Origin of the sequence: Bacillus pumilus (genome assembly GCF_038738535.1) — a bacterium.
Classification (GTDB): domain Bacteria; phylum Bacillota; class Bacilli; order Bacillales; family Bacillaceae; genus Bacillus.
In genome coordinates this window covers 3145923-3170128 of the sequence record NZ_CP046128.1, presented here as the reverse complement: position 1 = coordinate 3170128, position 24206 = coordinate 3145923, and the positions used below count along the sequence as shown (strand labels likewise).

Below are 24206 nucleotides of genomic sequence, written 5' to 3'. Positions count from 1 at the left end.
AAATGAAATATCATGGAGTGATAAATAATCTTTTTGCATAAAAAGACACCCCGGAATCAACGGGGTGTCTTCATTTTATTGATCTGGGCTGCTTTCCGCACTGGCAATTTGTTGTGCAAGGTCAGCTCGATCAATGTCTGCTTGGAAGAATTCCTGCGTATTTGGCAAGTGTAAATTCATATGACGTTTTTGAGAAATGCGGATGGTCACTTGATCAACGGTGTAATCAAATACGTGTCCGCCGACACTCCGATCGTCATCAATGAAATGAAGATGATATCCACTCACCGCAATACCATGTGCGTATTGCGGTGTACGGAAACCAGCGATCGTTCCTTGAATATCCTCGAAATCGAAGATGGGCTGTGACTTGACTGCTTCCACCATCGGAACGTAAGGTTTTTTCTGTTTTTCGACCGTACGTGTTTGAACCTTTTTGAATGATCCATCAATGCGGATCGCATAAAAAACATTCTTACTAGGTAAAATGCGGTCAATTTCTTCTTCTAGCTCTTTGGACGTCATGGCTGCATCAATTCGATGAACGATATCTGTTTCAAAGAATGCTAGAGAGCAGAATGGTGAATAGTCTTGATCGGTAACCGGTGTCGCTGTTCCATCCGAGCGCAGTCGATAAAATGCGCCGTCAAAGCCGATCAGCTCTCCATCTAATTGATTGAATGTACCAATGCCGAAATCACCGTGCTTGGGAATATGTGCAAGGGAGAAATCTCCATCATATACGGCTTCCAGCAAAGAGGTCATCGTCGATACTTGATAAACCTCTTGCTGTTTGTCATGTTGTCTTGTGTCGTTCTGTTGATTCATTGGGTGCATCATACCCATATCCGCTCACTCCTTTGATGTAATGTATGGACATCTTATCTGACGTTCAATGTGTGTTTTTCACGAAAGACTTCTGGCCATTTTTGACTGGCGAGGTCTGGGTTGTCTTGATAGTCAATCGGAATATCAATAATAACGGGTCCTTCTATGTTTATACCCTTTTGAAGGACAGTTGAAAGCTCTTCAGGTGAGTTAACCCGTAATCCAGTCGCTCCAAAGCTTTCCGCATATTTCACTAAGTCGATCTGTCCGAATTCAACGCAGGATGTGCGGTCATATTTCATTTCCTGCTGAAACGCCACCATGTCGTATGTGCTGTCATTCCAAACAAGGTGAACGAGATTTGTTTTCATGCGGACGGCTGTTTCAAGCTCCATTGCAGAGAAGAGAAAACCGCCATCACCTGAGACCGAAATGATCTTTTCATCTGGATTTAGTATGGAAGCCGCAATTGCCCATGGTAAGGCGACGCCTAATGTTTGCATTCCGTTGCTCACCAGGAATGTGTTCGGCTCATAGACGCGGAAGTGACGCGACATCCAAATCGCGTGAGATCCGATATCACACGTGACCTTCGTGTCATCAGGAATTAGGCGTCTTAATGTATGAATGACATTCAGCGGGTGAGATAGATGACTGTCTCTTTCTGGTGCTTTTTCAATGTCGCTTAACAGCTCCTGTAATTCAGTGACTAAATCAATTTGTTCTTTGCATAGAGAAAGTGGAACACTGTCATGGGCTAGATGTTTAACGGTTTTAGCTATATTGCCTACAAGCTCAAGCGCTGGCTCATAAAAATGATCAATATCTGCCTGCATGTCATCCACATGGATGATCTGGCGCTGCTGCGGCTGAATATTCCAATGCTTCGGATCATATTCGATTGGATCAAAGCCGATGGTCAAAAGGACATCTGCTTGTTCAATGAGTAGATCCCCCGGCTGATTCCGGAATAAGCCGATTCTGCCTACATATTGAGACTCAAGCTCTCTTGAGAGAACGCCGGCTCCTTGGTACGTTTCGACAAATGGAATCCCAAGTGTTTTCAATAATGTTCTAGTGGCGTTTGCAGCAGCTGGACGACTTGCTTTCATTCCCACAATCGCAACAGGTAAGTGTGCATTTTGAATTTTGGCGATGGCCGAACTGATGAGAGCATCCGGTGCAGGACCTAGTTCTGGAGAAGGGTGAGCAGACACTGGTGTTTGTGTGGTGTGTTCTGTCACGACATCTTGTGGAAAGCTGATAAATGCTGCTCCAGCCTGCCCCTTTTGTGCCGCGCGAAAAGCATTTGTTAAGGCTTCAGGTATATTATGAACGTCTTGTACTTCAACACTGTATTTTGTGACTGGTTTGAATAATGCCGCATTGTCGAGTGATTGATGTGTTCGTTTCAGCCGATCCGCACGAATGACGTTTCCAGCGATTGCGACAACAGGGTCACCTTCTGTATTGGCTGTTAATAGACCTGTTGCTAAATTAGATGCGCCAGGACCTGATGTGACGAGACAAACACCTGGTTTGCCGGTTAAGCGGCCGACAGCGGCTGCCATAAAGGCTGCATTTTGTTCGTGTCTGCATAGGACAAGTTCTGGACCTCTGTCTTTTAATACATCAAATACGGCATCAATTTTTGCACCTGGAATCGCAAAAACATGGGTCACACCTTGAGCAATCAGCGTATCGACAATCAATTCTGCTCCTCGTCTTGTTAGGGGTTGTGCTTGAGAATTCATTTACCCCGCACTCCTTTCGGCAAGTAAAATTTTTTATGAAAATATATTTTCATGATATGATTTACTATACATTTCAAAAAGAAAATTTTCCAATATATGTTTAACGTGGTTTTAATATGTTTCACGAATAAGTGTGCGAGGAGTGAAAGGATGGAACTGAGACATTTGCAGTATTTTGTCACAGTAGCGGAGGAGCTGCATTTTGGCAGAGCAGCCGCACGGTTGAATATGACACAGCCTCCACTTAGTCAGCAAATTAAGCAGTTTGAAGAAGAATTGGGGTTTCCTTTGTTTCACCGGTCGAAGCGAGTGGTGGAGTTAACAGCTGCTGGAAAGGTCTTTTTACATGAGGTGCGTGGTGTGCTGCATCAGCTTGATAAAGCCGTTGATCATGCCCGGCATACAGCAAGAGGAGAGCTGGGGAAAATCATCATAGGGTTTGTTGGAACAGCGACGTATGATATTCTGCCGCCAGTTGTACGCGAATTCAGAGAGCTGTATCCCTCTGTCAGTATTGAGCTGAAGCAGCTTTCTGTTCCGCAGCAGCTAGGGGCGCTTTTAAATGGGGAGATTGATATCGGTTTTTTACATCCTACATCTCCGCATGAAGAACTTGTCAGCCGTTTGATGAAGCAAAGTGAATGTATTTTTGCGATTCCGAAAAATCATCCGCTGGCGAAAAAAGAGGCGGTCACGATCGAAGATATCCGTCATGAACCGATCATTTCTTTATCAAAGGAATCATGGCCGTCCCTTTATCAACACTTTGTCCTGCTATGTGAAAAGTACGGATTTTCTCCGAATATTGTGCAGGAAGCAGCGGAATATCAAATGGTTATTGGCCTTGTCACAGCTGGTATCGGTATTGCGGTCATTCCAAAATCAGCCCGGCGTTTATTTAATCTAGATGTTGTGTATCGGTCCATTGAAGGTGAACAGCTTCTGGCGGAATGGACGATTTCCTATAGACGAGAGAATCATAATCCTGCTTTATTTCATCTTGTCCACCATATCCTGCATCGCACCGAGCCGGAATCAGAGGCATAGAAAAAGGGGTATGGTATGATATGATGTCTTACACTAAAAGGAGGCGTGTCTGAATTGATTACGTTGCAAATGGATCAGCTGTCACGAAAAGAAGCATATAAATTATTATCTGGCTCTATTGTTCCAAGACCGATTGCGTTTATGACAAGTCTGTCTAAAGACGATGTCGTCAATGCCGCACCATTTAGTTTCTTTAATGTCATCAGCGGACATCCGCCGCTCATCGCAGTTTCCATCGGACGGCGTCAAGGAGAGATGAAAGATACAGCAAAACATATCATCGACAGGGAAGAATTTGTTGTCCATGTGAGTGATGAAGCGATGATTGAAGATATTAATGAAACAGCTGCTACTTTGCCAGAGGAAGAGAGTGAGCTGAATCGCACCGGTCTTCATCAAGTGAAGAGCAGTGTGGTCTCAGTGCCGGGAATCAAGGAAGCGCGCATTCGCTTTGAATGTCAGCTGGAAAAACATCTGACCTTTCAAAATGATGAAGGGGAGATCACGGTCGATCATATCATTGGCCGGGTTGTGTGTGCGCATTTAGATGAGGATGTGTATGATGCAGAAAAAGGATATGTTTCGACTCATGAACTAAAGCCAGTCGCCCGTTTAGCGGGAAATGATTATGCCTATTTAGGGACGTCATTTGTGCTGAAAAGACCAGAATAATAGGAAAAACCCCCGAGAGCTATCGGGGGTTTTGTGTTTATTTTTTCTGTTCTAGTTTCAGTGGAGCTGCGATGTTCTTTTCTACTTTTTTCCCTTTTAGGACGTCGTTTGCAGCGCCGACTGCCAGTTTTCCGATCAGCTCTGGCTGCTGGGCGACTGTGGCAGATAGTTTTCCTGCTTTGATCGAGTTGAGTGCATCTTCGTTTCCATCAAAGCCAACGACGAGAATGTCTTTTCCAGAGCTTTGGATCGCCTCTAATGCGCCAAGTGCCATTTCATCATTGTGGGCAAAAATGGCTTTGATGTCAGGGTTTCCTTGAAGGAGGTTTTCCATGACATTCAGTCCTTTTGTCCGGTCGAAGTCAGCCGCTTGTTTTGCTGTCACTTTTAGATCTTTATCCGCTATTTGATGGAATCCTTTTCCGCGCTCACGTGTAGCCGAAGCGCCTGGTACACCTTCTAATTCAGCGACTTTTGCTCCTTTACCGACCTTGTCGATGATAAAGTTAGCTGCCATTTCGCCGCCTTTGACGTTATCTGAGGCAACAAGTGCTTCTACTTTTCCGCTTTCAGCTGAGCGGTCTAATGTGATGACAGGAATATCAGAAGCATTTGCTGATTCAACAGCAGTCGATATAGCAGACGAATCTGCTGGGTTGATGAGTAATGCGTCGACCCCTTGCTGAATTAAATCTTCTACGTCACTGGTTTGTTTAGCTGAATCATTTTGTGCATCTGCAATGACCACTTCGATGCCGAGCTTTTTCGCTTCTTTCGTCACACCGTTTTTGAGAGAAACGAAAAATGGATTATTTAAGGTCGAGATCGAGAGCCCGATTTTGATGTCTTTTTTCTTTCCATCTTTTGTTGATTTGGCCCACTCTGGCGGTTCTAGCGAGCAGGCAGAAAGCATGAATAATGAGAGAGTCAGAATGAGAATGAGATATTTTTTCATAGCAGCTGCCTCCTTAAGCAGATTTCTTTCTGTCTAGTAGGACTGCAATCAAGATGACAATCCCTTTCACAACAGATTGATAGAATGATGATACACCAAGTAAGTTCATACCATTGTTCAAGACACCGATGATGAGCACCCCGATCAGTGTGCCGACAATTCGCCCTCTTCCGCCAGACAGGCTTGTCCCGCCAAGTACAACAGCAGCAATCGCATCAAGCTCATAGGATGTGCCAGCTGTTGGCTGAGCTGAGTTTAGGCGAGAGGTCAAAATGGCACCCGCTAAAGCAGACATGAAACCTGCCAATGAATAGATCATAATTTTTACGCGCGGTACTTTGATTCCTGAAATGAACGCAGCTTTTTCATTTCCGCCGATGGCATACGTTCTTCTGCCGAAAGGTGTTTTATGAAGCAGCACCCAAAGTACGATAAAGGTGAGAAGCATCGTGATTGCTGGAACAGGAATGCCTAAGAAATACCCGCGGCCGAATAACTGAAAGGCATAGTTAGAACCGAGTCCTGTAATCGGGTTTCCGTCTGTATAAACAAGTGTTAACCCTCTAAAAATCGTCATCGTGGCAAGTGTTGCGATAAAAGGAGCCATTTTTCCTTTTGTGATTAAAAGACCGTTGACCATCCCAAGAATAGCGCCGATGATACTGCCAACGATAATAGCTAAAATCGGGTCCATACCAGACACGATAAATCCGGCAGTCAGCGCACTAGAAAGTGCTAAAATGGCACCGACAGACAAATCAATTCCTCCGGTTAAAATAACAAACGTCATTCCAAAGGCAATGAGGGCATTAATGGAGATTTGTCTCAGTAAGTTTAAGATGTTTAATGGCTCTAAAAAGGCTGGGTTTAAAATAGAAACAATGGCGACAAGGATGATGAGTCCTAAGAATGGCCCAAGCTTTTGCATGATGTTGTCAAATCGTCCATTTGAAGTAAGTGGTTTCATGTTACTTCCCTCCTGTAGCTAGTGTCATAATTCGTTCTTGTGTTGCGTCTGCTTTATTTAATTCTCCGCTGATGGTTCCTTCATGAATGACAAGCACTCGATCGCTCATCCCTAGAATTTCTGGGAGCTCAGAGGAGACCATTAAAATGGCAACACCTCGATCAGTCAGTTCATTCATTAACTGGTAGATTTCTCGTTTCGCTCCGACATCGACACCTCTTGTCGGTTCATCTAAAATTAAGACCTTCGGCTGGATGCCGATCCATTTGGCGATGACGACTTTTTGCTGATTTCCACCAGAGAGATTTCGAGCAGAGATTTCAGAGGAAGCCGTTTTAATCGTCAGTCTTTTGATGAGCAGGTCGACAAAATCCTGTTCGTTTTTCTTATCAATCAGTCCTTTTGGAGAGAAGCTTTCTAAGTTTGGCAGACCAATGTTTTCTCGGATGGATGCATCAAGCATGAGTCCTTCATCTTTGCGATCCTCTGTGATAAAGCCGATGCCGAGCTTGACGGCATCACTTGGTTTTTTAATGACAGCCTTTTTCCCATGGACCCAGATTTCACCTTGATCAAGAGGATCAAGACCAAACAGCGACCGCATCATTTCGGTTCTGCCAGCGCCCATTAAGCCTGCAACACCGACGATTTCTCCAGCTTTGACTGAGAAACTGATATCATGAAATTGTCCTTTTCTTGTCGCTTGCTTCACCTCAAGGACAATATCTCCTAGAGAAGGCGATCTCTCAGGGTATCGATCTGTTAATTCGCGGCCGACCATTTTTTTGACGACCTCATGGAAATTCGTTTCAGGTATGGCTTTCGTATCGACTGTTTTCCCATCGCGCATGATGGTAATCCGGTCACAGATCGCAAAGATTTCCTCCATACGGTGAGAAATATAGACAATGGATACGCCTTCTTTTTTGAGAGATTCAATGACCTGAAAGAGCTTTTCAATCTCACGGTCTGTTAAAGCTGCTGTTGGCTCATCCATGATGATCACCTTCGCATCAGTCATTAATGCCTTTGCAATCTCAATCATCTGTTTTTGTCCAACAGAGCAGCTGCCTGCCTCTTGATCAAGCGAGAGGTTCACAGACAATCGGTCCAGCTGGCTTTGGGCAAGAACCTTCATTTTCTTTGTGTCTAGCAATCCAAACTTCGTATAGATTTCTTTCCCGATGAATAGGTTTTCCAAGACGGTCATATCCGGCCATATGTTGAGCTCCTGATGAATAAAGGCGATGCCGTGTTGTTCCGCTTCCTTTGGATTTTTGAAAGCGGTTTCTTTTCCATCGATATGAATCGTTCCTTGATCTAATGAATAAAGACCTGTGAGCAGGTTCATTAAAGTTGATTTTCCTGCGCCATTTTCGCCCATGAGCGCGTGGACCTCACCTGTGACGAGGTCAAAGGAGACCCCGGAAAGAACGTTGTTTTTTCCAAAGGCCTTATGGATGTTATGCATCTCAATGTTCATATCTGGCTCCTCCTTTTAAAAGATGACACCGGCATGAAGAATGCAGTTTGCGTATGGGGTGGCTTCACCCGTGCGAATGACTGCTTTTGCCTGTTTGGTCATGTTTTTGAACGTCTCGTGGTCTACATCATGTAATGGCTGTGAGAACGCTCTCTTTAGAAATAGATGATCTCGCTCATTGGCTTCTTTGATTTCACTAGCCACAGTAATGTGTTCAACCGCCATTTCCTGAAGAAGGAGGGAGGTGACCTCCTGAAAGGACGGTGTGCCGATTGATAACGCCAGGTCGATTTTGACTGGACCTTCTGGAATAGGAAGACCGCAGTCTGCGATGACGATTGTATCTGTATGACCAAGGTCAGCAAGTACCTTGGCGATATGACTGTTTAAGATGCCGTTTTTTTTCATTTCTTTTTCTCCAGTTCTTCTCTTGTTGGCATGCCGCCTTGTGCACCGAACTTTGTGACAGACATTGATGCTGCAAGGTTGGCATAGGCAAGTGCGTCATAGAGAGATTTGCCCTCTGTTAAGGCTACAGCCAAGGCTCCGTTAAAGGTATCGCCTGCTCCTGTTGTATCAACTGCTTCAACAGGAAAGCCTGGAACTAGCACTTCTTTCAATCCGTCAAAAAATCGAACCCCATTTTTCCCTTCTGTGATGAGTAATTTGTTAGGGTATTGACGCAAGGCATCTTCAATTGGGAGTCCATCAAACATGAGAACAGCTTCGTGCTCATTCGGTGTAATATACGCAGCCTGGTCTAAAACCTGCTGCGATACTTTGCGGGCAGGTGCAGGGTTTAAAATCACAGGGATTTCTTTGTCGCTGCAAATGGCGCATACAGCTTCGACTGTTTCGTCAGGTATTTCCTGCTGAATGAGAACTATCCCAATATCATCTATTGTAGAAAGTGCCTCTCTAACATAGTCAGGAGTGACCTCGTCATTTGCCCCTTTGACCACGACAATGCTGTTATCACCTTCTGCTAAAATGATATGAGCGGTGCCGCTTTCCATTTCGGTAACCGGTTTCATATATGAGGTGCGGACCCCTTGGTCTTGTAGATTGCTGACAATATCCTGACCATAAGCGTCATCACCGACCCGGCCGACCAAGTATACATCTGCACCGAGTCTGGCACTTGCGACTGCTTGATTGGCGCCTTTTCCGCCTGGGACGGTTTTAAATGATTCGCCTAAAACTGTTTCACCGGCATTTGGCCGTTTATCCGATGTGACGACTAAATCCATAGAACAGCTTCCTACTACGACAATATGACTCATTGTGAATCCACCTTTCTTGTGGTCTCTCGTTCAATAAAAGAGACGGGCATTTGGATAACTGGTTGATCTATAGGTTGTTTCTGAATCGCTTTGATTAACAGCTGTGCCGCTTCTTTCCCCATCTCATAGGCAGGCTGCCTAATCGTAGATAAGGAAGGGAAGAGCAGCTCGCTTTGCGGAATATCATCAAACCCAATGATTTGAACATCATCTGGAATGGCTTTTCCGATCCGAAGCGCTTCGTGTATGACCGCTGTTGCGACGATGTCATTGCTGGCAATGATGCCATCTGTTTCAGGGTACAGCTGGAAAAGAGCCTTGGCGCTCTTGCGGGCTTCTTGAAAGGAAAATGAAGCATTAGACATCACATGAAAGTCGACTCCTTTTTCCGTCAGTACATCGAGTGCGCCCTTGAATCGCTGCCTCGCTGTTTGAAGGTGGGCAGGTCCTTTTAGCAGTGTGATCTGCCGGCTGCCGCGTCTGATTAATTCCATTGCGGCCATTTTCCCGCCAGCTGCAGCATCTGCAAACACAGAAGGTGCATGCGGAACGGTTCGATCTAAGAACACAACCGGTAATTCTTCATCATTGTATATATCTGATTCAGGTTCGTTTGTGACAGCGATGACACCGACCACTTGATTTTGTTTAAAGGTTTGTAAATAGGCCATTTCCTTCTCTCGATCTTCATCACTGTTTCCGAATAGTAACCGAAAACCATGCGCATGAATTTCGTCCTCAACGCCTCTAGCGAGCTGAGGGAAGAAGGGATTCGTAATATCAGGTAAAATCAAACCGATTAAGCGTGATTCTCTTTTGAAAAGGGATCTAGCCACTTCATTGGGAAAGTAGTTCAGCTCCTGCATCGCTTGTGTCACGCGGGTTTTCGTATCTGTATGGACATATCCAGTATCGTTAAGCACGCGTGAAACAGTGGCAACAGACACTTGTGCAGCTTTTGCAACATCTTTAATTGTAGCCAATGGAGTGCCTCCCTTCGTGAATGTGTAACCGTTTACACAGATAGATTATCATGAAAGCATTAAAATGACAATCTTAAAAAAATAAAAAAATAAAAGAAAGATGCTATCTTCCTTTTATTAACTAGTAATCCCTGTTTCTGTAATGTTCACTTTGATTTTTGGGATGATTTTTACATTTGGATAATCAGTTTTCCAATTCATTTTTACATACTCATCGTAATGTTTGACTCGATATTTTCTTCCAAGACTTAACACGTCAGAGTTTGATTGCTGTAAGACAGAGATAACTTTTTCTGCTTCCTTTGTGAAAATAGCTGATAATCGTTTGTTTAGTTCATCGATCTTTTTCGTACTATCTAAATTGTCTTTCGGATATTCAACGACAGCTGTGTTGAATTCGAAATCGAGACCAATTGTCACGTTTCGATGATCAGAATTAAGAATACGAATATCTCGTTTTGAGTCGGTGACCTGGATGGTAATGTAGTTATTTCCCTTCAACTCCATATCATTTCTGATCTTTTTAGTGAAATTTGCATATTTCCCGATTTTATTATTCATGAGATTGAGAAGCATGGCATCTTGACCATATAGCTCGCCTGTTTTTTTCTCATTATCGAATAAAGCCACACCTGCTACTTTGATTAGTTGTTTAGACTGATCAAATACAATTAAAGGCAGGGTAAAATCTTCGCCAGTCTGGAGCATCTTTGATCGTATGCTTTGAATATTTCCAGCAGTTACCTGTGAACCTCTTGATGCAGTTGTAATGAGATTGTTTAAATAGTCACTGACAATGAGCTGTTCTTTTAGTAGTTTGTTGATCACATCAATAGTTGAACCGCCTTTCACAACGGCTAAATTGGCAAGCAAAGGACTTTTCGGATCGCGATAGAACATGTCTAAGTAGGGGAGAAGTTGATTTTGAGAGAATTCATCACCGATCAGTAAAATCCTCATTTTTGACATATCAATCTTTTGGTCAACCATTCGGCCGAAGTCTGTTCCCGCTTTTCGTAAAGTGGGAGCATTGGTTGTCAGTACAGTGGTTGAATAAGTACCTGAACTTCCTTGCTGCATACTTTGAGACTGTTGTACTTTTCGGTAGGTAATCGATACTTTTGCGTTATCATCTTCCCCTTGATCAATGGCGGAAGTAAGGACAAGGGAGATGTTTTTTAATAGGTTTTGATCCCAGCAGCCAGGCATCATGGTGAGAGACACGCACATGAGGAGAGTCAGGACATATTTATGACGCATGTGATTTCACCTTCTTTTTACGTTGTTTGATAAAGATAATGATCGCCATGAATGCTGGAAGTGTGTAAATGAACGAATACTGAGCAATCGTTGTAAAATCATTGAAACGCTGAATGCGAAAGTTATCGACTGCCAAAAAACAGCTAGACGCATATATCAGAATGGCGAAACAATAAACATATTTTTTGTGATCCTTTTTCTTCAGTAAACTGGAAATGCCATTTGCACAAAAGTACAGATAGTTACTCAATGTGGCAAGAATTATAAACACCCAGAAGCTAAGAAAAATTAAATCTGTCCGCTCAATGATACCGAAGGAAATGGTTTTTAATAAGTAAAGAACAGGGTTGGGAATCACATCAAGCTCAATTGGACTAAAAAACATAAAACAAATCAATGTAATAAATAGGTAGTAAAGCGTCGTGCATATATTTGAAATGGTCATGATTTTATACCGTTCCTTAATAGTGCCTTTCATAAAGGGAGAAAGAATAAGGATCATCTCAAATCCATTCATCGATAGGACGACGTCCTTCAGCCCAAGCTGAAACTGAGAAATGTCTGTTTGAAAAAAAGGCATCAGATAATCGATATTGGTCCCTTTTAATGAATAGAACATCAGCAAGGAAAGCAAAAGGAGAAGGGGAGTTAAGATAAAGTTAAACCTGACAATAGCTGTAATTTGCTCCTTCGCAATATAAACAATGGAAGTAATGAGTAATAGATTGATGACCCAGTTTGGCGTCAGCGGCAGAACCCACATACCAATAATTCTGGTGAAAATGGATAAAACGACAATACAGACGGAGGCAAAATACAGTATATACAGTGCAATCAATAATTTCCCAATCCATTGACCAAATACATCAATTAATGCTTGGAAGAATGATGTTTCTGGATATTTATGAATGATGTAAATGAAAATGGTATTGATGATTTGGATAAAAAAACAGGCGACAATGATCGCCATCCAGCCATCGTGTCCCATGTCTTTCATCAAAAAGTGGGGGAGCGATAAAATACCGACACCAATTTGAGATTGAATGAGAAAAAAGACAGCTTGAGGTGGAGATATTTTATTTTTCATTTTTCTTTTTCCATCCTCTCAAATGTTCAATTTGCTTTTTCTTTTGCGGATTTAAATAAACAGGGCGATTTTTGTACATCCACATTGGGAGGCGAATTACAGTATCTTTTAAATCCTGCCAGTTAAATGGAGCAACAGGTGATAAGTATGGTACCCCTAGTGATTCAAGGCGGCATAAATTCATGAGAATGATGGATAATCCAAATGAAATGCCAATAAAACCAAACATTGATGCCATGAACATGAGCGGGAAACGCAGCATCCTAATCGTGGCCGTCATTTCAAATGACGGAAGTACAAATGAAGCGACAGCGGTCACAGCGACTACAATGACAAGAACATTTGAGATGAGTCCTGCTTGTACAACAGCATCCCCAATGACCAAACCACCTACGATACCAATGGTTTGACCAATTGGTCTAGGCAGACGCACCCCTGCCTCACGAATGAGTTCAATGGTAATTTCCATCAGCATCGCTTCAATCAATGGAGGAAAGGGAATTCCAATAATAGAGTTCTTCATCGTAATAGCTAGTTCATCTGGGACAACCTCATAATGAAACCCAATAACAGCAATATAAAAAGATGGCAATATGACTGCGATGATACAGGCAAGATATCGAAGCATACGGATAAACGTTGCTGGTATCCAGCGGCTATTATAATCATCTGGTGATTGAAAGAAGCTAAAGAAGGTGACAGGAAGAATGATGGCCATCGGACTGCCATCCATCATCACCACAATTCGCCCTTCAAGGATTGCAGATCTCACCTTATCAGGGCGCTCTGTATCAATAAGCTGCGGGAAAATAGAAAATGAATCATCCTCAATCGCCTCAACAATAGAGCCAGGACTTAGCAGCGTGTCTACTTTAATAGAAGAAATCCGTTTGTTTACCTCTTCTACCTTTTCTTGATTAGCGATATCAGATATATAAACAGTCGCAAGCTTTGTTTCTGATTTTGTACCGATCTTATGATACTGAATGGCGAGCTTTCGATCATTTAAATGCGAACGCAGTAAGTAGATGTTGGTATCAAGACTTTCAACAAATCCGTCATGTGCTCCAGCAATAATACTTTCAGATGAAGGTTCAGAAATAGAGCGCAGCGGCGGCTGACCGACAGAAAACAATTTGATCTGTGAGGAATTTTCATCAAGAAACGCAATGCTTCCAGCAATAATACTGTCAGTGATCAGCGTCAAGTCACCTGTTTCGAGTGTGCTGAGAGATTTCGTATATTCCTGCTTTCCAGGAGGACCTAACAAGTTGCCGATAATGAAATCATTTAGTTTGCCTTCATCTACTCTTGTTTTAATAAAAAACAGGACAGATTTCGTTTCATTCACCATTAACTCTCGGTATTCAAAATCCCCGCTTTGCTGAAATGTCTTTTTCAGAATCCGGATTTTTTCCTCGAAGCTGCCTGATAAAAAATGCAAGCGTGTTTGCTCATTGGAGTTTGGCATCTTTAGCCTCCTCTCACAGTTTTTTTAACCATAGTGTAAGCGGAGAAGCTGATTTTATTCGTCATCTTTGGGGAAAGCATGACATGAATTGACAACTTTCAACTAAAATCATATTAAAAATGTTAAGAAATGATGAATCTTGATAAAAACAAATGAATAATGTTTCATTGTTTAGGTCATAAGGAGCGAATATCGTAAAAAGCAGGTATTTCGAAATGATCAATAGTTTACATCTTATCCCAATTTTTTGTGACTCATAAATAAGCATATGACTTGATTTTTTTAGAGGTGACCTTTGTCATAGGTCAACGCGTAGCATTCTGACCGATGAGAATGACTTTCTAACCTGTTCCTTCAAAAATCGAAAACATTCCAAAACACACACTATTCATTTAAAGCGCTGATATGACTGATGTTATAGAGTTTAAAGGGCTATAAAACATTGATTCAAAATACATCTTAATAATTGTCAAAAAATTTAGGGAGAAAAGGACAAAAGATTTTCCGATGCTTGATGGTAACGCTTTCTCTTGATTGAAGCCGAAATTCATACCGATTTTTGTCCGCCTTTTGGCCTTTTCATTTAAAGAAGAGCTAGGCAAATCCGCCTTCTGATTAGAGGAATTTGGCATACGAGGAAGTGAAAGATTATGTTACATAATACCGATTGTGATTTTATGCTGAACCTATATACTGTTGATTGAATTTACATATCACACTCATAAAAAAAGGAGATGTAGATAAGCGATGTGGTTAATCGTTATAGCCTGTGTCATCATGTTAGGGATTGGCTTTATTGAAAAGAAGCGTCACCAGAAAAATATCGATGCCTTGCCGGTGCGCGTCAATATTAATGGTATTCGCGGAAAGTCTACCGTTACAAGATTGACAACCGGTATCTTAATGGAGGCAGGTTATAAAACTGTCGGCAAAACAACGGGAACAGATGCAAGAATGATTTATTGGGATACGCCAGAGGAGAAACCGATTAAAAGGAAACCGCAAGGACCGAATATCGGTGAGCAGAAGGAAGTTATGAGAGAAACCGTTGAAAGAGGAGCAAATGCCATCGTCAGTGAATGTATGGCAGTAAATCCAGATTACCAAATTATCTTTCAGGAAGAGCTGCTTCAAGCGAATATTGGCGTGATCGTAAACGTTCTTGAAGATCATATGGACGTAATGGGGCCGACACTTGATGAAATAGCAGAAGCCTTTACAGCGACAATTCCTTACAATGGACACTTGGTTATTACGGATAGTGAATATACGGAATTCTTTAAAGAGATTGCGAAAAAACGCAACACAGAAGTCATTGTTGCAGATAATTCCAAGATTTCTGATGAGTATTTACGGAAATTTGAGTACATGGTCTTCCCAGATAATGCCTCACTTGCACTTGGTGTTGCACAGGCATTAGGAATTGATGAAGATACGGCATTCAGAGGAATGTTAAATGCGCCACCTGATCCAGGAGCGATGAGAATTCTTCCATTAATGGACGCGAAAACACCTGGACACTTTGTAAATGGTTTTGCGGCAAATGACGCATCATCTACATTGAACATTTGGAAGCGTGTGAAAGAGATTGGATATCCAACAGATGAACCGATTATTATCATGAACTGCCGTGCGGATCGTGTAGATAGAACGATCCAGTTTGCGGAGGATGTACTTCCTTATATTGAAGCAAGTGATCTTGTCTTGATTGGTGAAACAACAGATCCAATTGTGAAGGCATATGAGGATGGGAAAATTCCGGCTGACCACTTACACAACCTTGAATATCAATCTACAGAAGAAATTATGAATATGCTTGAGAAAAAGCTTCATAATCGAGTGGTTTATGGAGTCGGCAATATTCATGGTGCCGCTGAACCGTTAATCGAAAAAATTCAAGAATACAAAATTAAGCAGCTTGTCAGCTAGGAGGAAATATAGAAAATGTTCGGATCAGATCTTTATATCTCGTTAATTTTAGGTGTTCTACTTAGTTTAATCTTTGCAGAAAAAACAGGAATCGTACCAGCTGGACTTGTTGTCCCAGGTTATCTGGCGCTTGTATTTAACCAGCCAGTCTTTATTTTAGTCGTCTTATCTGTCAGCTTGCTTACGTATGTCATCGTTCGCTTTGGTCTATCGAAATTTATGATTTTATACGGACGCAGAAAGTTTGCTGCGATGCTGATTACAGGGATCGCCTTAAAGCTTGTATTTGATTTCTTCTATCCAGTGGTTCCATTTGAAATAGCAGAATTCCGCGGAATCGGTATTATCGTTCCTGGATTGATTGCAAATACGATTCAAAAGCAAGGTCTTACGATTACCCTTGGAAGCACGTTACTTCTAAGTGGTGCAACATTTGCCATCATGTATGTTTACTATCTATTTTAAGATAAGGTGTGTCCAATGATGAATAAAAAATTGAGCTTTCAGGAAAAGCTGCTGAAAATCACAAAGAACCAAAAGAAAAAGACGAATAAACACGTACTGATTGCTTTACCGATTGTCATTGCTTGTACATTTCTATTTACGTTTATCGGGAAAGCACAAGTGCCAACTGTACAAAAGAATCCAGAAAACATCCTGACCGCTTCGTTTGTCGGTGACATTATGTTTGGAAGAAACGTAGAGAAAGTAACAGACCGTTATGGAAAACAGCATCTCTTTCGTTACGCCAAGCCATATTTTGATGTGTCAGATTATGTGACTGGTAACTTTGAGCATCCAGTCGCATCAGATAAAGAACAAGCGGCACAAAAGAATATTCATTTGAAAACAGACGAAGATTCTGTCAAAGCATTGAAGGATTTGAATTTCTCTGTATTAAACTTTGCGAATAACCATGCGGCAGACTATGGTGAAAAAGGGCTGAACAACACGATTGATGCCTTTGAACATGCTGGCATGGATTATACAGGCGCAGGCCGTAACCTTCAGGATGCGAAGCAGAACATTTCGTACAAAGAAGTAAATGGTGTCAAAATCGCTACACTTGGTTTTACTGATGTGTATGGGAAAGATTTTAAAGCAACGAATCGCCAGGCGGGTATCTTGCCAGCCGATCCATCTATCTTTATTCCGATGATCTCGCAGGCTGCTGAAAAGGCAGATATCGTCGTTGTTCATGCTCACTGGGGACAGGAGTACAACAATGAGGTAAACGATAGACAAAGAGAATTGGCAAGAGCGATGTCAAAAGCTGGTGCTGATATCATTATCGGTGCTCATCCGCACGTTCTTGAGCCAATGGAAGTCTATAACGGTACGGCGATCTTCTATAGCTTAGGGAACTTTATTTTTGACCAAGGCTGGTCAAGAACACGTGATTCTGCACTTGTTCAGTATCATCTGAATGAAGATGGAAAAGCGACATTTGAAGTTGTCCCAATGTACATCAAGGAAGCAACACCTGCTCCGGTTAAAGCAGGATCTTTTGAATCAAAATCCATTATCCGTATGCTGACAAATGGTACGAATGCGGATTGGAAAGAAAAAGACGGACACATTTTCTTTGAAGTAGATCACGCTGATAAAGTTAAACACTTAAAAGAAAACGGAGGGAAAGAGAAGAAATGAAATTCCTAAAAGCAAGCTGGCCGTTTGTTGCGTTAATTTTAGTCTTTGTCTTTATGTCTGCTTTTAAATTTAGTGACAGCCTCACAGATCATGAAAAACAAAAGATCTCGGTTGAAATGCAGAAAATCGAACAGCAAAAGCAGTCAAAAACGGAAGCAAGTAAATAATTTTAAAGAGCATAGAGGGCGCGCATTGCGTGCTCTTTTTTGTCGAAAAAAGGTGTAAAATGAAAGGTGTCATGCCGAAACTATAGAAGAAAGGAGGGGAAAGATCATGAAATGGAAAGAAATATTGATTGGTGGGTGTGCGCTCGTAGGGCTGATGTTCATGTCTCAATCAGAAGTATCTGCTCAAACAGCGTCTCCTTTGGAGCAAGCGGAAAAGCTGATCGGAACACCTTATCATAAAGGAGGAACCGATCCAAAAACGGGCTTTGACGCATCTGGATTGATTCAATATGTGTACAAGACATCAGGAGCATTTGATTTGCCGCGGAAGGTGATCGACCAGTATCAGATTGGGGAAAAGGTATCATGGGACAAAGCGCAGCCCGGTGACCTTGTATATTTCCGCAGCATTGAAGAAACAAAGGATATCCCGACACATGTGGCGTTGTACGCTGGTAACGATCAGATCATCCACATCACGCTCAGTCAAGGTGTGGTGAAAACAGATGTCAGCAAAAGCAAATACTGGACAGACCGATTTTATGCAGTCAAACGACTGCCCGGTACACCGGAAATCTCTGATGACCGTCTTGTGAAAGATGCGATGAAATATTTAGGTATTCCTTATGTATTTGGTGCAGCAGACCCTAAGGTTGGCTTTGATTGTTCAGGCTTTTTACAATATTTATTTGAAAAATCACTAGGGATTTATTTACCTCGAAGTGCTGAACAGCAGTGGATAGTTGGAGAAAAAGTGGCATTAGCGGATATACGTCCAGGGGATTTTGTCTTTTTTAGCAACACATATAAGCGAGGTATTTCTCATGTAGGGATGTATATTGGGGGCGATCGTTTTATTCATGCGAGCCGTTCGGAAAGTGTCACGATTTCTTATTTGTCTGAATCGTATTGGCGCGAGAAATGGACAGGTGCGAAACGATTAACGGACCTGAAATTATCAAAAGAAGATCCGGTTGTATCAAAAGCGGCAACGTATATTGGGGAAGTCCCTTATGTCAAAGGCGGGACGAATCCAGAAGAGGGATTTGACACAGCAGGGTTCACACAATACGTGTATCGAGAAGTGCTTGGTATTGATCTGCCTCGCTATGCGTCAGGTCAAGTCAAGACAGGTACGCCTGTGAAACGTTCGGAGCTGAAGCCAGGAGATCTCGTTTTCTTTAGTGGAACGTCATTGGTGCCGGCGATTTATGCAGGGTCAAATCAAGTCATTCATGTGACCGTCTCAAATGGTGTCGTGCTTACGAATATGAAAACAAGTACGTACTGGAAGGATAAGTATGAGACGGCTGTTAGAATCAAAAAATAAAGAAAAAGCCCGATCCACGCTCGTATCGGACTTCTAGACTTCTCTCTAGGCGCTGATCAGACTAGCGTCTTTTTTTCGTGGAATTGATTTTGTAAAAGCAGATCAATAAAGTAAGCAACACCGTCTTCATGATTGCCTTTTGTGATGTAGGTGCTCTTTTCTTTAATAACATCTACGGCATTTCCCATTGCAATGCGGTGGCTTGCTTCCTCAAACATGGATAGATCGTTGGGGCTGTCGCCAATCGCATAAATATGTGAGCGGTCTACGCCATAATGAGCTGCGAGCTTTTTGAGAGCATGTCCTTTCCCAGACTCTTTTGGCAGTACCTCAATGATATGTTTTCCAGAAGAGGTCAATGAAAGCTCAGGCATTTCCGCTAGAAGATTTCGTGCTTCCTGTAGTTTGTTCATATCAAATGAGAAGCAGAGTAATTTATAGGTCGCTTCATTCGACTCAAAAATCTGGCGAATATCATCTACTGGTTTGATGCCAAATTGTTTGAATTGAGTCATCGCTCCTTCCCATAAATCAGCTACATCCTCATTTGGGTTCGCACTTTTGATGACATCAAATTCTGCTTTCAGCTTCTCTTTTCCATCAAAAGGAGAGAGGAGCGCATCGTCCGTATAGACCTCAAAGTAAATGTTTCGTTCTACTAATGCCTTAGCCGCTTGTTTTCCTGCTTCTTGGTCAAGTGTGATACGGCTGAAAAGTTCGTATCCTTCGGTATGAACGGTTCCGCCGTTTGCTGCAATAATGGGGATGTCCAAATCGCCAAGCAGTTCCTTTACATCAAAAGTCGCCCGCCCTGTACAGATGGTGACAATATATCCCGCTTCCTTCGCACGAATCAATGCCTCCCGGTTTTGAACAGATATTTCACTTTTTGTATTTAAAAGTGTACCGTCTAAATCAATCGCAATCATTTTTTTCATCGCTGTCAAATCCTCCTTCATGCATGCAATAGCCTTTTTAAAGTATGTACGATTTCCTTCATTCTCATGAGCAATGGGATGCTTGTTCCTCTCTATCAAGGCTAAACAAAAATGATCGAATGATCAAGGGAATAAGCCAAAGGGTTAAAATCTACATCATCGTCTACACGCTGAAAAGAAGACAAAGAGCTAAAATAAAAACCATTTTAGCCCTTTGTCAACAAACAGAAAGCGCCCCCTTAGGGACGCTTTCTGTTTATGATAATTCAAGCTGTTTCTTCAATTCAGTCTTCACTTCGTTTAGCTGGTTTTGATCCAATTGGTAATAATAAACCCCGTTTGGCTGGTAATCAGAGCCTTTTAGCTGAATGGTATCAACCGATTTCAATGACGTCAGAAGCGGGAACAGCCCGACTAGCTCTTTCATTGAAAGATTGGTTGAGACATTCTCACCAAGTGTATCAATGATATTGTCATATGACGGAATAGACGTTAACGATTTTGATTTATCAAAAATGGCTTTTAATACTTCCATTTGACGCTGTCCGCGCATTAAATCACTATCTGCCTTTCTTGTTCTCACATATGCGAGAGCTTGATCACCGTCTAGTGTATGAGTTCCTGTTTGAAGCTGTACCTTGCCCTTTGTATCTTTTAGAACCTGTTTGACCACATATTCATCCTTGACGTTAATAGAGACTCCGTTTAGTTCATTGACGATCTCTTTAAATGCTTTGAAATTACTTTGGATCACAAAATCAACCGGAATATCTAGTAAATCTTCGACTGTACTCAAGGTTAAATCTGCACCGCCAAATGCGTGTGCATGTGTAATTTTGTCATAGCCATGCCCTGGAATATTCACATATGAGTCCCTTGGAATGCTTAATAATTTCACGGTTTTATTTGTACGATTGACTGTTGCTAAGACCATTGCGTCGCTTCGTGCCTGTTTCACTGTTTCGCCCGGTCTGCTGTCAATGCCAAGCAGCAAGACAGAAAAGCTGTCTTTCCCAGGATCGAATGCTTCAATCCTTTTGACAGATTGAGCGCCGCGATCTAAAGATACTTGCGCTTTTTTGGCAGCGCTTGTCACTTTATAGTAGGCATAGCCTGTGACAGAAGCGGTTGTCAGTAAAAGAATACCGACTATAAATAGAGTGACTTTCACCCATGGCTTTAAACGCTTTTTTCCTTTGCGTTTGCTTCTTGATTGATCCATATATTTTAAACCCTCGCTATGATTTTTATAGTAAAGATGTCCTTCTTTTTGCTTACAAACTAAAACAAATATACCTTAAAACGGGATATAGTGCGACATTTTTTTCACTAACGCTTAATTGACGTTTTCTTATCTTAAAAAGTTTCAATGATACGCAAATGAAATATATTTGTCATAAAACATCGAAATGTTTGAAATGACAGGAAGTGAGGAAAATGATTTTCCAAAGAGAAACATCCAGTACATACAGAACAAAAGAGGGGTTATGAACATGAAAAATCGGAATGGATGGCTTTATTTCTTCGGCGCACTTGGCGGCGCCTTATATGGCTATGATACAGGTGTCATTTCTGGCGCCATCTTATTTATGAAAGAGGATTTAGGGTTAAACGCGTTTACAGAGGGACTTGTTGTCAGCTCGATTTTAATCGGGGCGATGCTCGGTTCCTCTCTTTCTGGAAAGCTGACAGACCAATTCGGGCGGAAAAAAGCCATCATCGCCGCAGCGATTTTGTTTATTATCGGCGGATTTGGTACAGCCCTTGCTCCGAATACGGAAGTGATGGTCTTATTCCGAATTGTACTAGGGCTTGCTGTCGGTTGCTCGACAACGATTGTTCCCTTATATTTATCTGAACTTGCTCCAAAGGAATCTCGAGGTGCACTGTCCTCATTAAACCAGCTCATGATCACATTTGGTATTCTTCTCGCCTATATTGTGAACTACGCTTTAGCGGATGCAGAGGCATGGCGCCTGATGCTTGGAATTGCGGTCGTGCCTTCTGTGCTTTTATTATGTGGGATTTTGTTTATGCCGGAAAGTCCCCGCTGGCTGTTTGTCCATGGACAGGCAGACCGTGCGAAAGAGATATTATCTAAACTCAGAAAGAGTAAGCAAGAAGTTGAAGAAGAAATTTCAGATATTCAACAGGCAGAAAGTGAAGAAAAAGGCGGTTTTAAGGAATTATTTGAGCCATGGGTACGCCCAGCATTAATTGCTGGTGTCGGTCTTGCCTTTCTGCAGCAGTTTATCGGAACCAATACAATTATTTACTATGCACCAAAAACATTCACAAGCGTTGGCTTTGGTAATTCAGCGGCAATTTTAGGAACCGTCGGAATTGGGGCAGTGAATGTCGTCATGACGTTTGTGGCGATTAAAATCATTGACCGTGTAGGGCGTAAAGCGCTGCTCTTATTTGGAAATGCTGGCATGGTCCTAAGTTTAATTGTCCTGTCAGTGGTCAATCGATTTTTCGAGGGGTCAACAGCTGCAGGATGGACAACCATTATTTGTTTAGGACTCTTCATCGTCATCTTTGCTGTCAGCTGGGGTCCAGTCGTTTGGGTGATGCTTCCGGAGCTGTTCCCGGTACATGTAAGAGGAATCGGTACAGGCGTCTCTACTTTCCTCCTTCATACAGGGAATTTAATCATCTCGCTTACATTCCCAGCTCTATTAAGCGCGATGGGTATCAGTAATCTTTTTCTCATTTACGCGGTCATCGGCGTAGGCGCCTTCTTGTTTGTGAAATATATGGTGACTGAAACGAAAGGGAAAAGTCTTGAAGAAATTGAAGAAGATTTAAAAAAGAGGAACCGTGCCGTCACAGGTGAGGAAGGAAAAACGGTGTGAACAACGACCAGCTGCCCGCATGCAGCTGGTTTTTCTTTGTTAAACAAACGTTTAATCAAGAAAGGACAATCTCTCATCTTCTGAACGTGCTGCATATGACATACATATGGAACAGGCGAGCGAAAGGTGGAAATGAGATGAAAGGGAAAACGAGCATTGTCATGCTGACGTACAATGAACTGCATTTAACGAAAAAATGTATCGACAGCATCAAGCACCATACCCGAAGTGACCAATATGAACTCATCATCGTTGATAATGCGTCAACCGACGGTACGAAGGAATATGTGAGAGAACTGAAAGATGTGATTTTCATTGAAAACACAGAGAATCAAGGCTTTGCAAAGGGATGTAATCAAGGAGCGAAAAAAGCGACAGGAGATAGCATTCTCTTTTTAAATAACGACACGATCGTAACGGAAAACTGGCTTTCTCCATTAAAAGAGGCGTTATTTGCATCAGAACGTATTGGGATGGTAGGACCAGTCTCCAATTATGTGAGCGGTCCTCAAATGGTCGAGCCATCGTATACAGATGTGAAGGAGCTCTCAGTATTTGCGAAGAATTATACGGCTGCGAAAAAAGGTCAGAGAACTTATGTACATCGACTTGTGGGGTTTTGTCTGCTTGTGAAAAGAGAGCTCATTGAAGAGGTGGGGTTATTTGATGAGCGGTTCGTGTATGGATCTTTTGAGGATGACGATCTTTGTTTGAGATCCTTGCTAAAGGGATATCAGCTGCAAATCGTCCACGATTCATTTGTGCATCATCACGGTCATGCAACCTTTCGTGCGAATCAAGAAACGAACATCTCTACACTGTTTGCTGAGAACAGGCTTCGGTTTTTAGATAAATGGGGCATTGATCTCAATCTGATGACCCCCCATCCGTACTTTGCGGCTTTGCTGCCTGAAGACGCTGTATGTGTGCTTGATGTGGGATGCGGTGCAGGGGCCACAGGGCTTGAACTAATGAATCGGCAGTCTGTTGAAATGTACGGGGTAGAGAAAGATCCATTAAAAGCAGCCATTGCAAAGGCATATTATGAAGAAGTCATCGAGGCAAAAGCAGATGAATACCCGTGGTTAGAGAAAAAAGCTTTTTTTGATGCGATTATTTTTTCTGATGTTTTAGAGCATGTGTCAGATCCTTGGCACATCATTGAACAAGCGCACGCATCTTTAAAACCGGGCGGTGTGGTCATTTGCTGCCTGCCAAACATGATGCATGCGGAGGTGCTTCTCCCGTTAATGACAGGGGATTTTACGTATCAAGATGCAGGGATTTTAGACCGAGGCCACCTGAGGTTCTTCACACTAAACACGATGCGTGCACTTTTCCCAGACTATTTGTTTGAACGGGTGATCGAGCAGCGGATCAATGTTCAGATTGATCAAAACGTCCAATTGTTTTTTGACGAGGTGGCGAGAGTAGGAGCGTCACTTGGCTTTCAAACAAAAGCGTTGTCTGATCAAGTGACTCTATATCAGCTTTTAATTGTCGTGCGTAAAAAAGGCGGCTCCCCTTCGGGATAACCGCCTTTT

22 protein-coding genes are annotated in these 24206 nt (G+C 42.3%); 9 read left to right on the top strand and 13 right to left on the bottom strand.

The features are described from left to right. Nucleotides 1-75: 75 nt before the first annotated feature. Nucleotides 76-846: an acetolactate decarboxylase gene (gene budA, locus GKC25_RS16160; RefSeq protein ID WP_034660225.1), complete on the bottom strand. Its 771-nt coding sequence runs from the start codon at nt 844-846 to the stop codon at nt 76-78. 35 nt (nt 847-881) lie between these two features. After that, entirely contained in the window at nt 882-2582 is a 1701-nt protein-coding gene (alsS, locus tag GKC25_RS16155; RefSeq protein WP_034660224.1) for an acetolactate synthase AlsS, read from the bottom strand. 150 nt (nt 2583-2732) lie between these two features. Between alsS and alsR the strand changes: the two genes are divergently transcribed. Both alsR and GKC25_RS16145 read left to right on the top strand, forming a co-directional pair. Beyond that, a complete protein-coding gene (gene alsR / locus GKC25_RS16150) occupies nt 2733-3629 on the top strand; it encodes an acetoin biosynthesis transcriptional regulator AlsR (protein WP_034660223.1) in 897 nt (298 codons plus the stop codon). A gap of 54 nt (nt 3630-3683) precedes the next feature. Further along, entirely contained in the window at nt 3684-4301 is a 618-nt protein-coding gene (locus GKC25_RS16145; protein ID WP_151275716.1) for a flavin reductase family protein, read from the top strand. Nucleotides 4302-4338: 37 nt separating this feature from the next. Here GKC25_RS16145 and rbsB read toward each other — a convergent pair whose 3' ends face one another. The 9 genes from rbsB to GKC25_RS16100 form a co-directional block, all read right to left on the bottom strand. Next, a complete protein-coding gene (gene rbsB / locus GKC25_RS16140; protein ID WP_060597459.1) occupies nt 4339-5256 on the bottom strand; it encodes a ribose ABC transporter substrate-binding protein RbsB in 918 nt (305 codons plus the stop codon). Between the two features lie 13 nt (nt 5257-5269). Then, nucleotides 5270-6223, bottom strand: a complete 954-nt coding sequence (gene rbsC, locus GKC25_RS16135) for a ribose ABC transporter permease RbsC (protein WP_034660219.1) — start codon at nt 6221-6223, stop codon at nt 5270-5272. Between the two features lies 1 nt (nt 6224). Further along, nucleotides 6225-7706, bottom strand: a complete 1482-nt coding sequence (locus GKC25_RS16130) for a sugar ABC transporter ATP-binding protein (protein ID WP_034660218.1) — start codon at nt 7704-7706, stop codon at nt 6225-6227. Nucleotides 7707-7721: 15 nt separating this feature from the next. Beyond that, a complete protein-coding gene (rbsD, locus tag GKC25_RS16125) occupies nt 7722-8114 on the bottom strand; it encodes a D-ribose pyranase (RefSeq protein ID WP_034660217.1) in 393 nt (130 codons plus the stop codon). Further along, nucleotides 8111-8989 (bottom strand): ribokinase, encoded by an 879-nt coding sequence (gene rbsK / locus GKC25_RS16120; RefSeq protein ID WP_095285702.1) that lies wholly within the window; start codon nt 8987-8989, stop codon nt 8111-8113. The genes rbsD and rbsK overlap by 4 nt, the downstream gene beginning before the upstream one ends. Beyond that, entirely contained in the window at nt 8986-9972 is a 987-nt protein-coding gene (locus GKC25_RS16115) for a LacI family DNA-binding transcriptional regulator (protein WP_034660215.1), read from the bottom strand. Before GKC25_RS16115 ends, rbsK begins: the two co-directional genes overlap by 4 nt. Nucleotides 9973-10089: 117 nt before the next feature. Further along, nucleotides 10090-11232, bottom strand: coding sequence for a Ger(x)C family spore germination protein (locus GKC25_RS16110; RefSeq protein ID WP_034660214.1), 1143 nt, complete (start codon nt 11230-11232; stop codon nt 10090-10092). Beyond that, complete coding sequence (locus GKC25_RS16105; protein ID WP_034660213.1) at nt 11222-12319, bottom strand: GerAB/ArcD/ProY family transporter; 1098 nt, start codon at nt 12317-12319, stop codon at nt 11222-11224. Before GKC25_RS16105 ends, GKC25_RS16110 begins: the two co-directional genes overlap by 11 nt. Further along, nucleotides 12309-13790, bottom strand: coding sequence for a spore germination protein (locus GKC25_RS16100; RefSeq protein WP_034660212.1), 1482 nt, complete (start codon nt 13788-13790; stop codon nt 12309-12311). The genes GKC25_RS16105 and GKC25_RS16100 overlap by 11 nt, the downstream gene beginning before the upstream one ends. Nucleotides 13791-14537: 747 nt before the next feature. Here GKC25_RS16100 and pgsB point away from each other — a divergent pair. The 5 genes from pgsB (at nt 14538) to GKC25_RS16075 (ending at nt 18866) form a co-directional block, all read left to right on the top strand. Then, nucleotides 14538-15719: a poly-gamma-glutamate synthase PgsB gene (gene pgsB / locus GKC25_RS16095; protein ID WP_034660210.1), complete on the top strand. Its 1182-nt coding sequence runs from the start codon at nt 14538-14540 to the stop codon at nt 15717-15719. Nucleotides 15720-15734: 15 nt separating this feature from the next. Continuing rightward, on the top strand, nt 15735-16184 hold the full coding sequence (gene pgsC, locus GKC25_RS16090; protein ID WP_012011488.1) for a poly-gamma-glutamate biosynthesis protein PgsC: 450 nt from the start codon (nt 15735-15737) through the stop codon (nt 16182-16184). 18 nt (nt 16185-16202) lie between these two features. Beyond that, nucleotides 16203-17369: a CapA family protein gene (locus GKC25_RS16085; protein ID WP_034660209.1), complete on the top strand. Its 1167-nt coding sequence runs from the start codon at nt 16203-16205 to the stop codon at nt 17367-17369. After that, nucleotides 17366-17536, top strand: coding sequence for a hypothetical protein (locus GKC25_RS16080; RefSeq protein ID WP_003213661.1), 171 nt, complete (start codon nt 17366-17368; stop codon nt 17534-17536). Before GKC25_RS16085 ends, GKC25_RS16080 begins: the two co-directional genes overlap by 4 nt. A 106-nt stretch (nt 17537-17642) precedes the next feature. Beyond that, the gene (locus GKC25_RS16075) at nt 17643-18866 is read left to right on the top strand and encodes a C40 family peptidase (RefSeq protein ID WP_034660208.1); all 1224 of its coding nucleotides are present in this window, start codon (nt 17643-17645) and stop codon (nt 18864-18866) included. Between the two features lie 56 nt (nt 18867-18922). On the opposite strand, the gene GKC25_RS16070 is transcribed toward GKC25_RS16075, so the two are convergent. After that, the gene (locus GKC25_RS16070; protein ID WP_170938413.1) at nt 18923-19804 is read right to left on the bottom strand and encodes a Cof-type HAD-IIB family hydrolase; all 882 of its coding nucleotides are present in this window, start codon (nt 19802-19804) and stop codon (nt 18923-18925) included. Nucleotides 19805-20060: 256 nt separating this feature from the next. Beyond that, nucleotides 20061-21026 carry an LCP family protein gene (locus GKC25_RS16065; protein ID WP_034660205.1) on the bottom strand — a complete coding sequence of 322 codons (966 nt, stop codon included), beginning with the start codon at nt 21024-21026 and terminating at the stop codon, nt 20061-20063. Nucleotides 21027-21297: 271 nt separating this feature from the next. Here GKC25_RS16065 and GKC25_RS16060 point away from each other — a divergent pair, with 271 nt between their 5' ends. Further along, nucleotides 21298-22662 carry a sugar porter family MFS transporter gene (locus GKC25_RS16060; protein WP_095285705.1) on the top strand — a complete coding sequence of 455 codons (1365 nt, stop codon included), beginning with the start codon at nt 21298-21300 and terminating at the stop codon, nt 22660-22662. A 137-nt stretch (nt 22663-22799) separates the two neighbouring features. After that, nucleotides 22800-24197 carry a bifunctional glycosyltransferase family 2 protein/class I SAM-dependent methyltransferase gene (locus GKC25_RS16055; protein ID WP_106038351.1) on the top strand — a complete coding sequence of 466 codons (1398 nt, stop codon included), beginning with the start codon at nt 22800-22802 and terminating at the stop codon, nt 24195-24197. Nucleotides 24198-24206 lie beyond the last annotated feature (9 nt).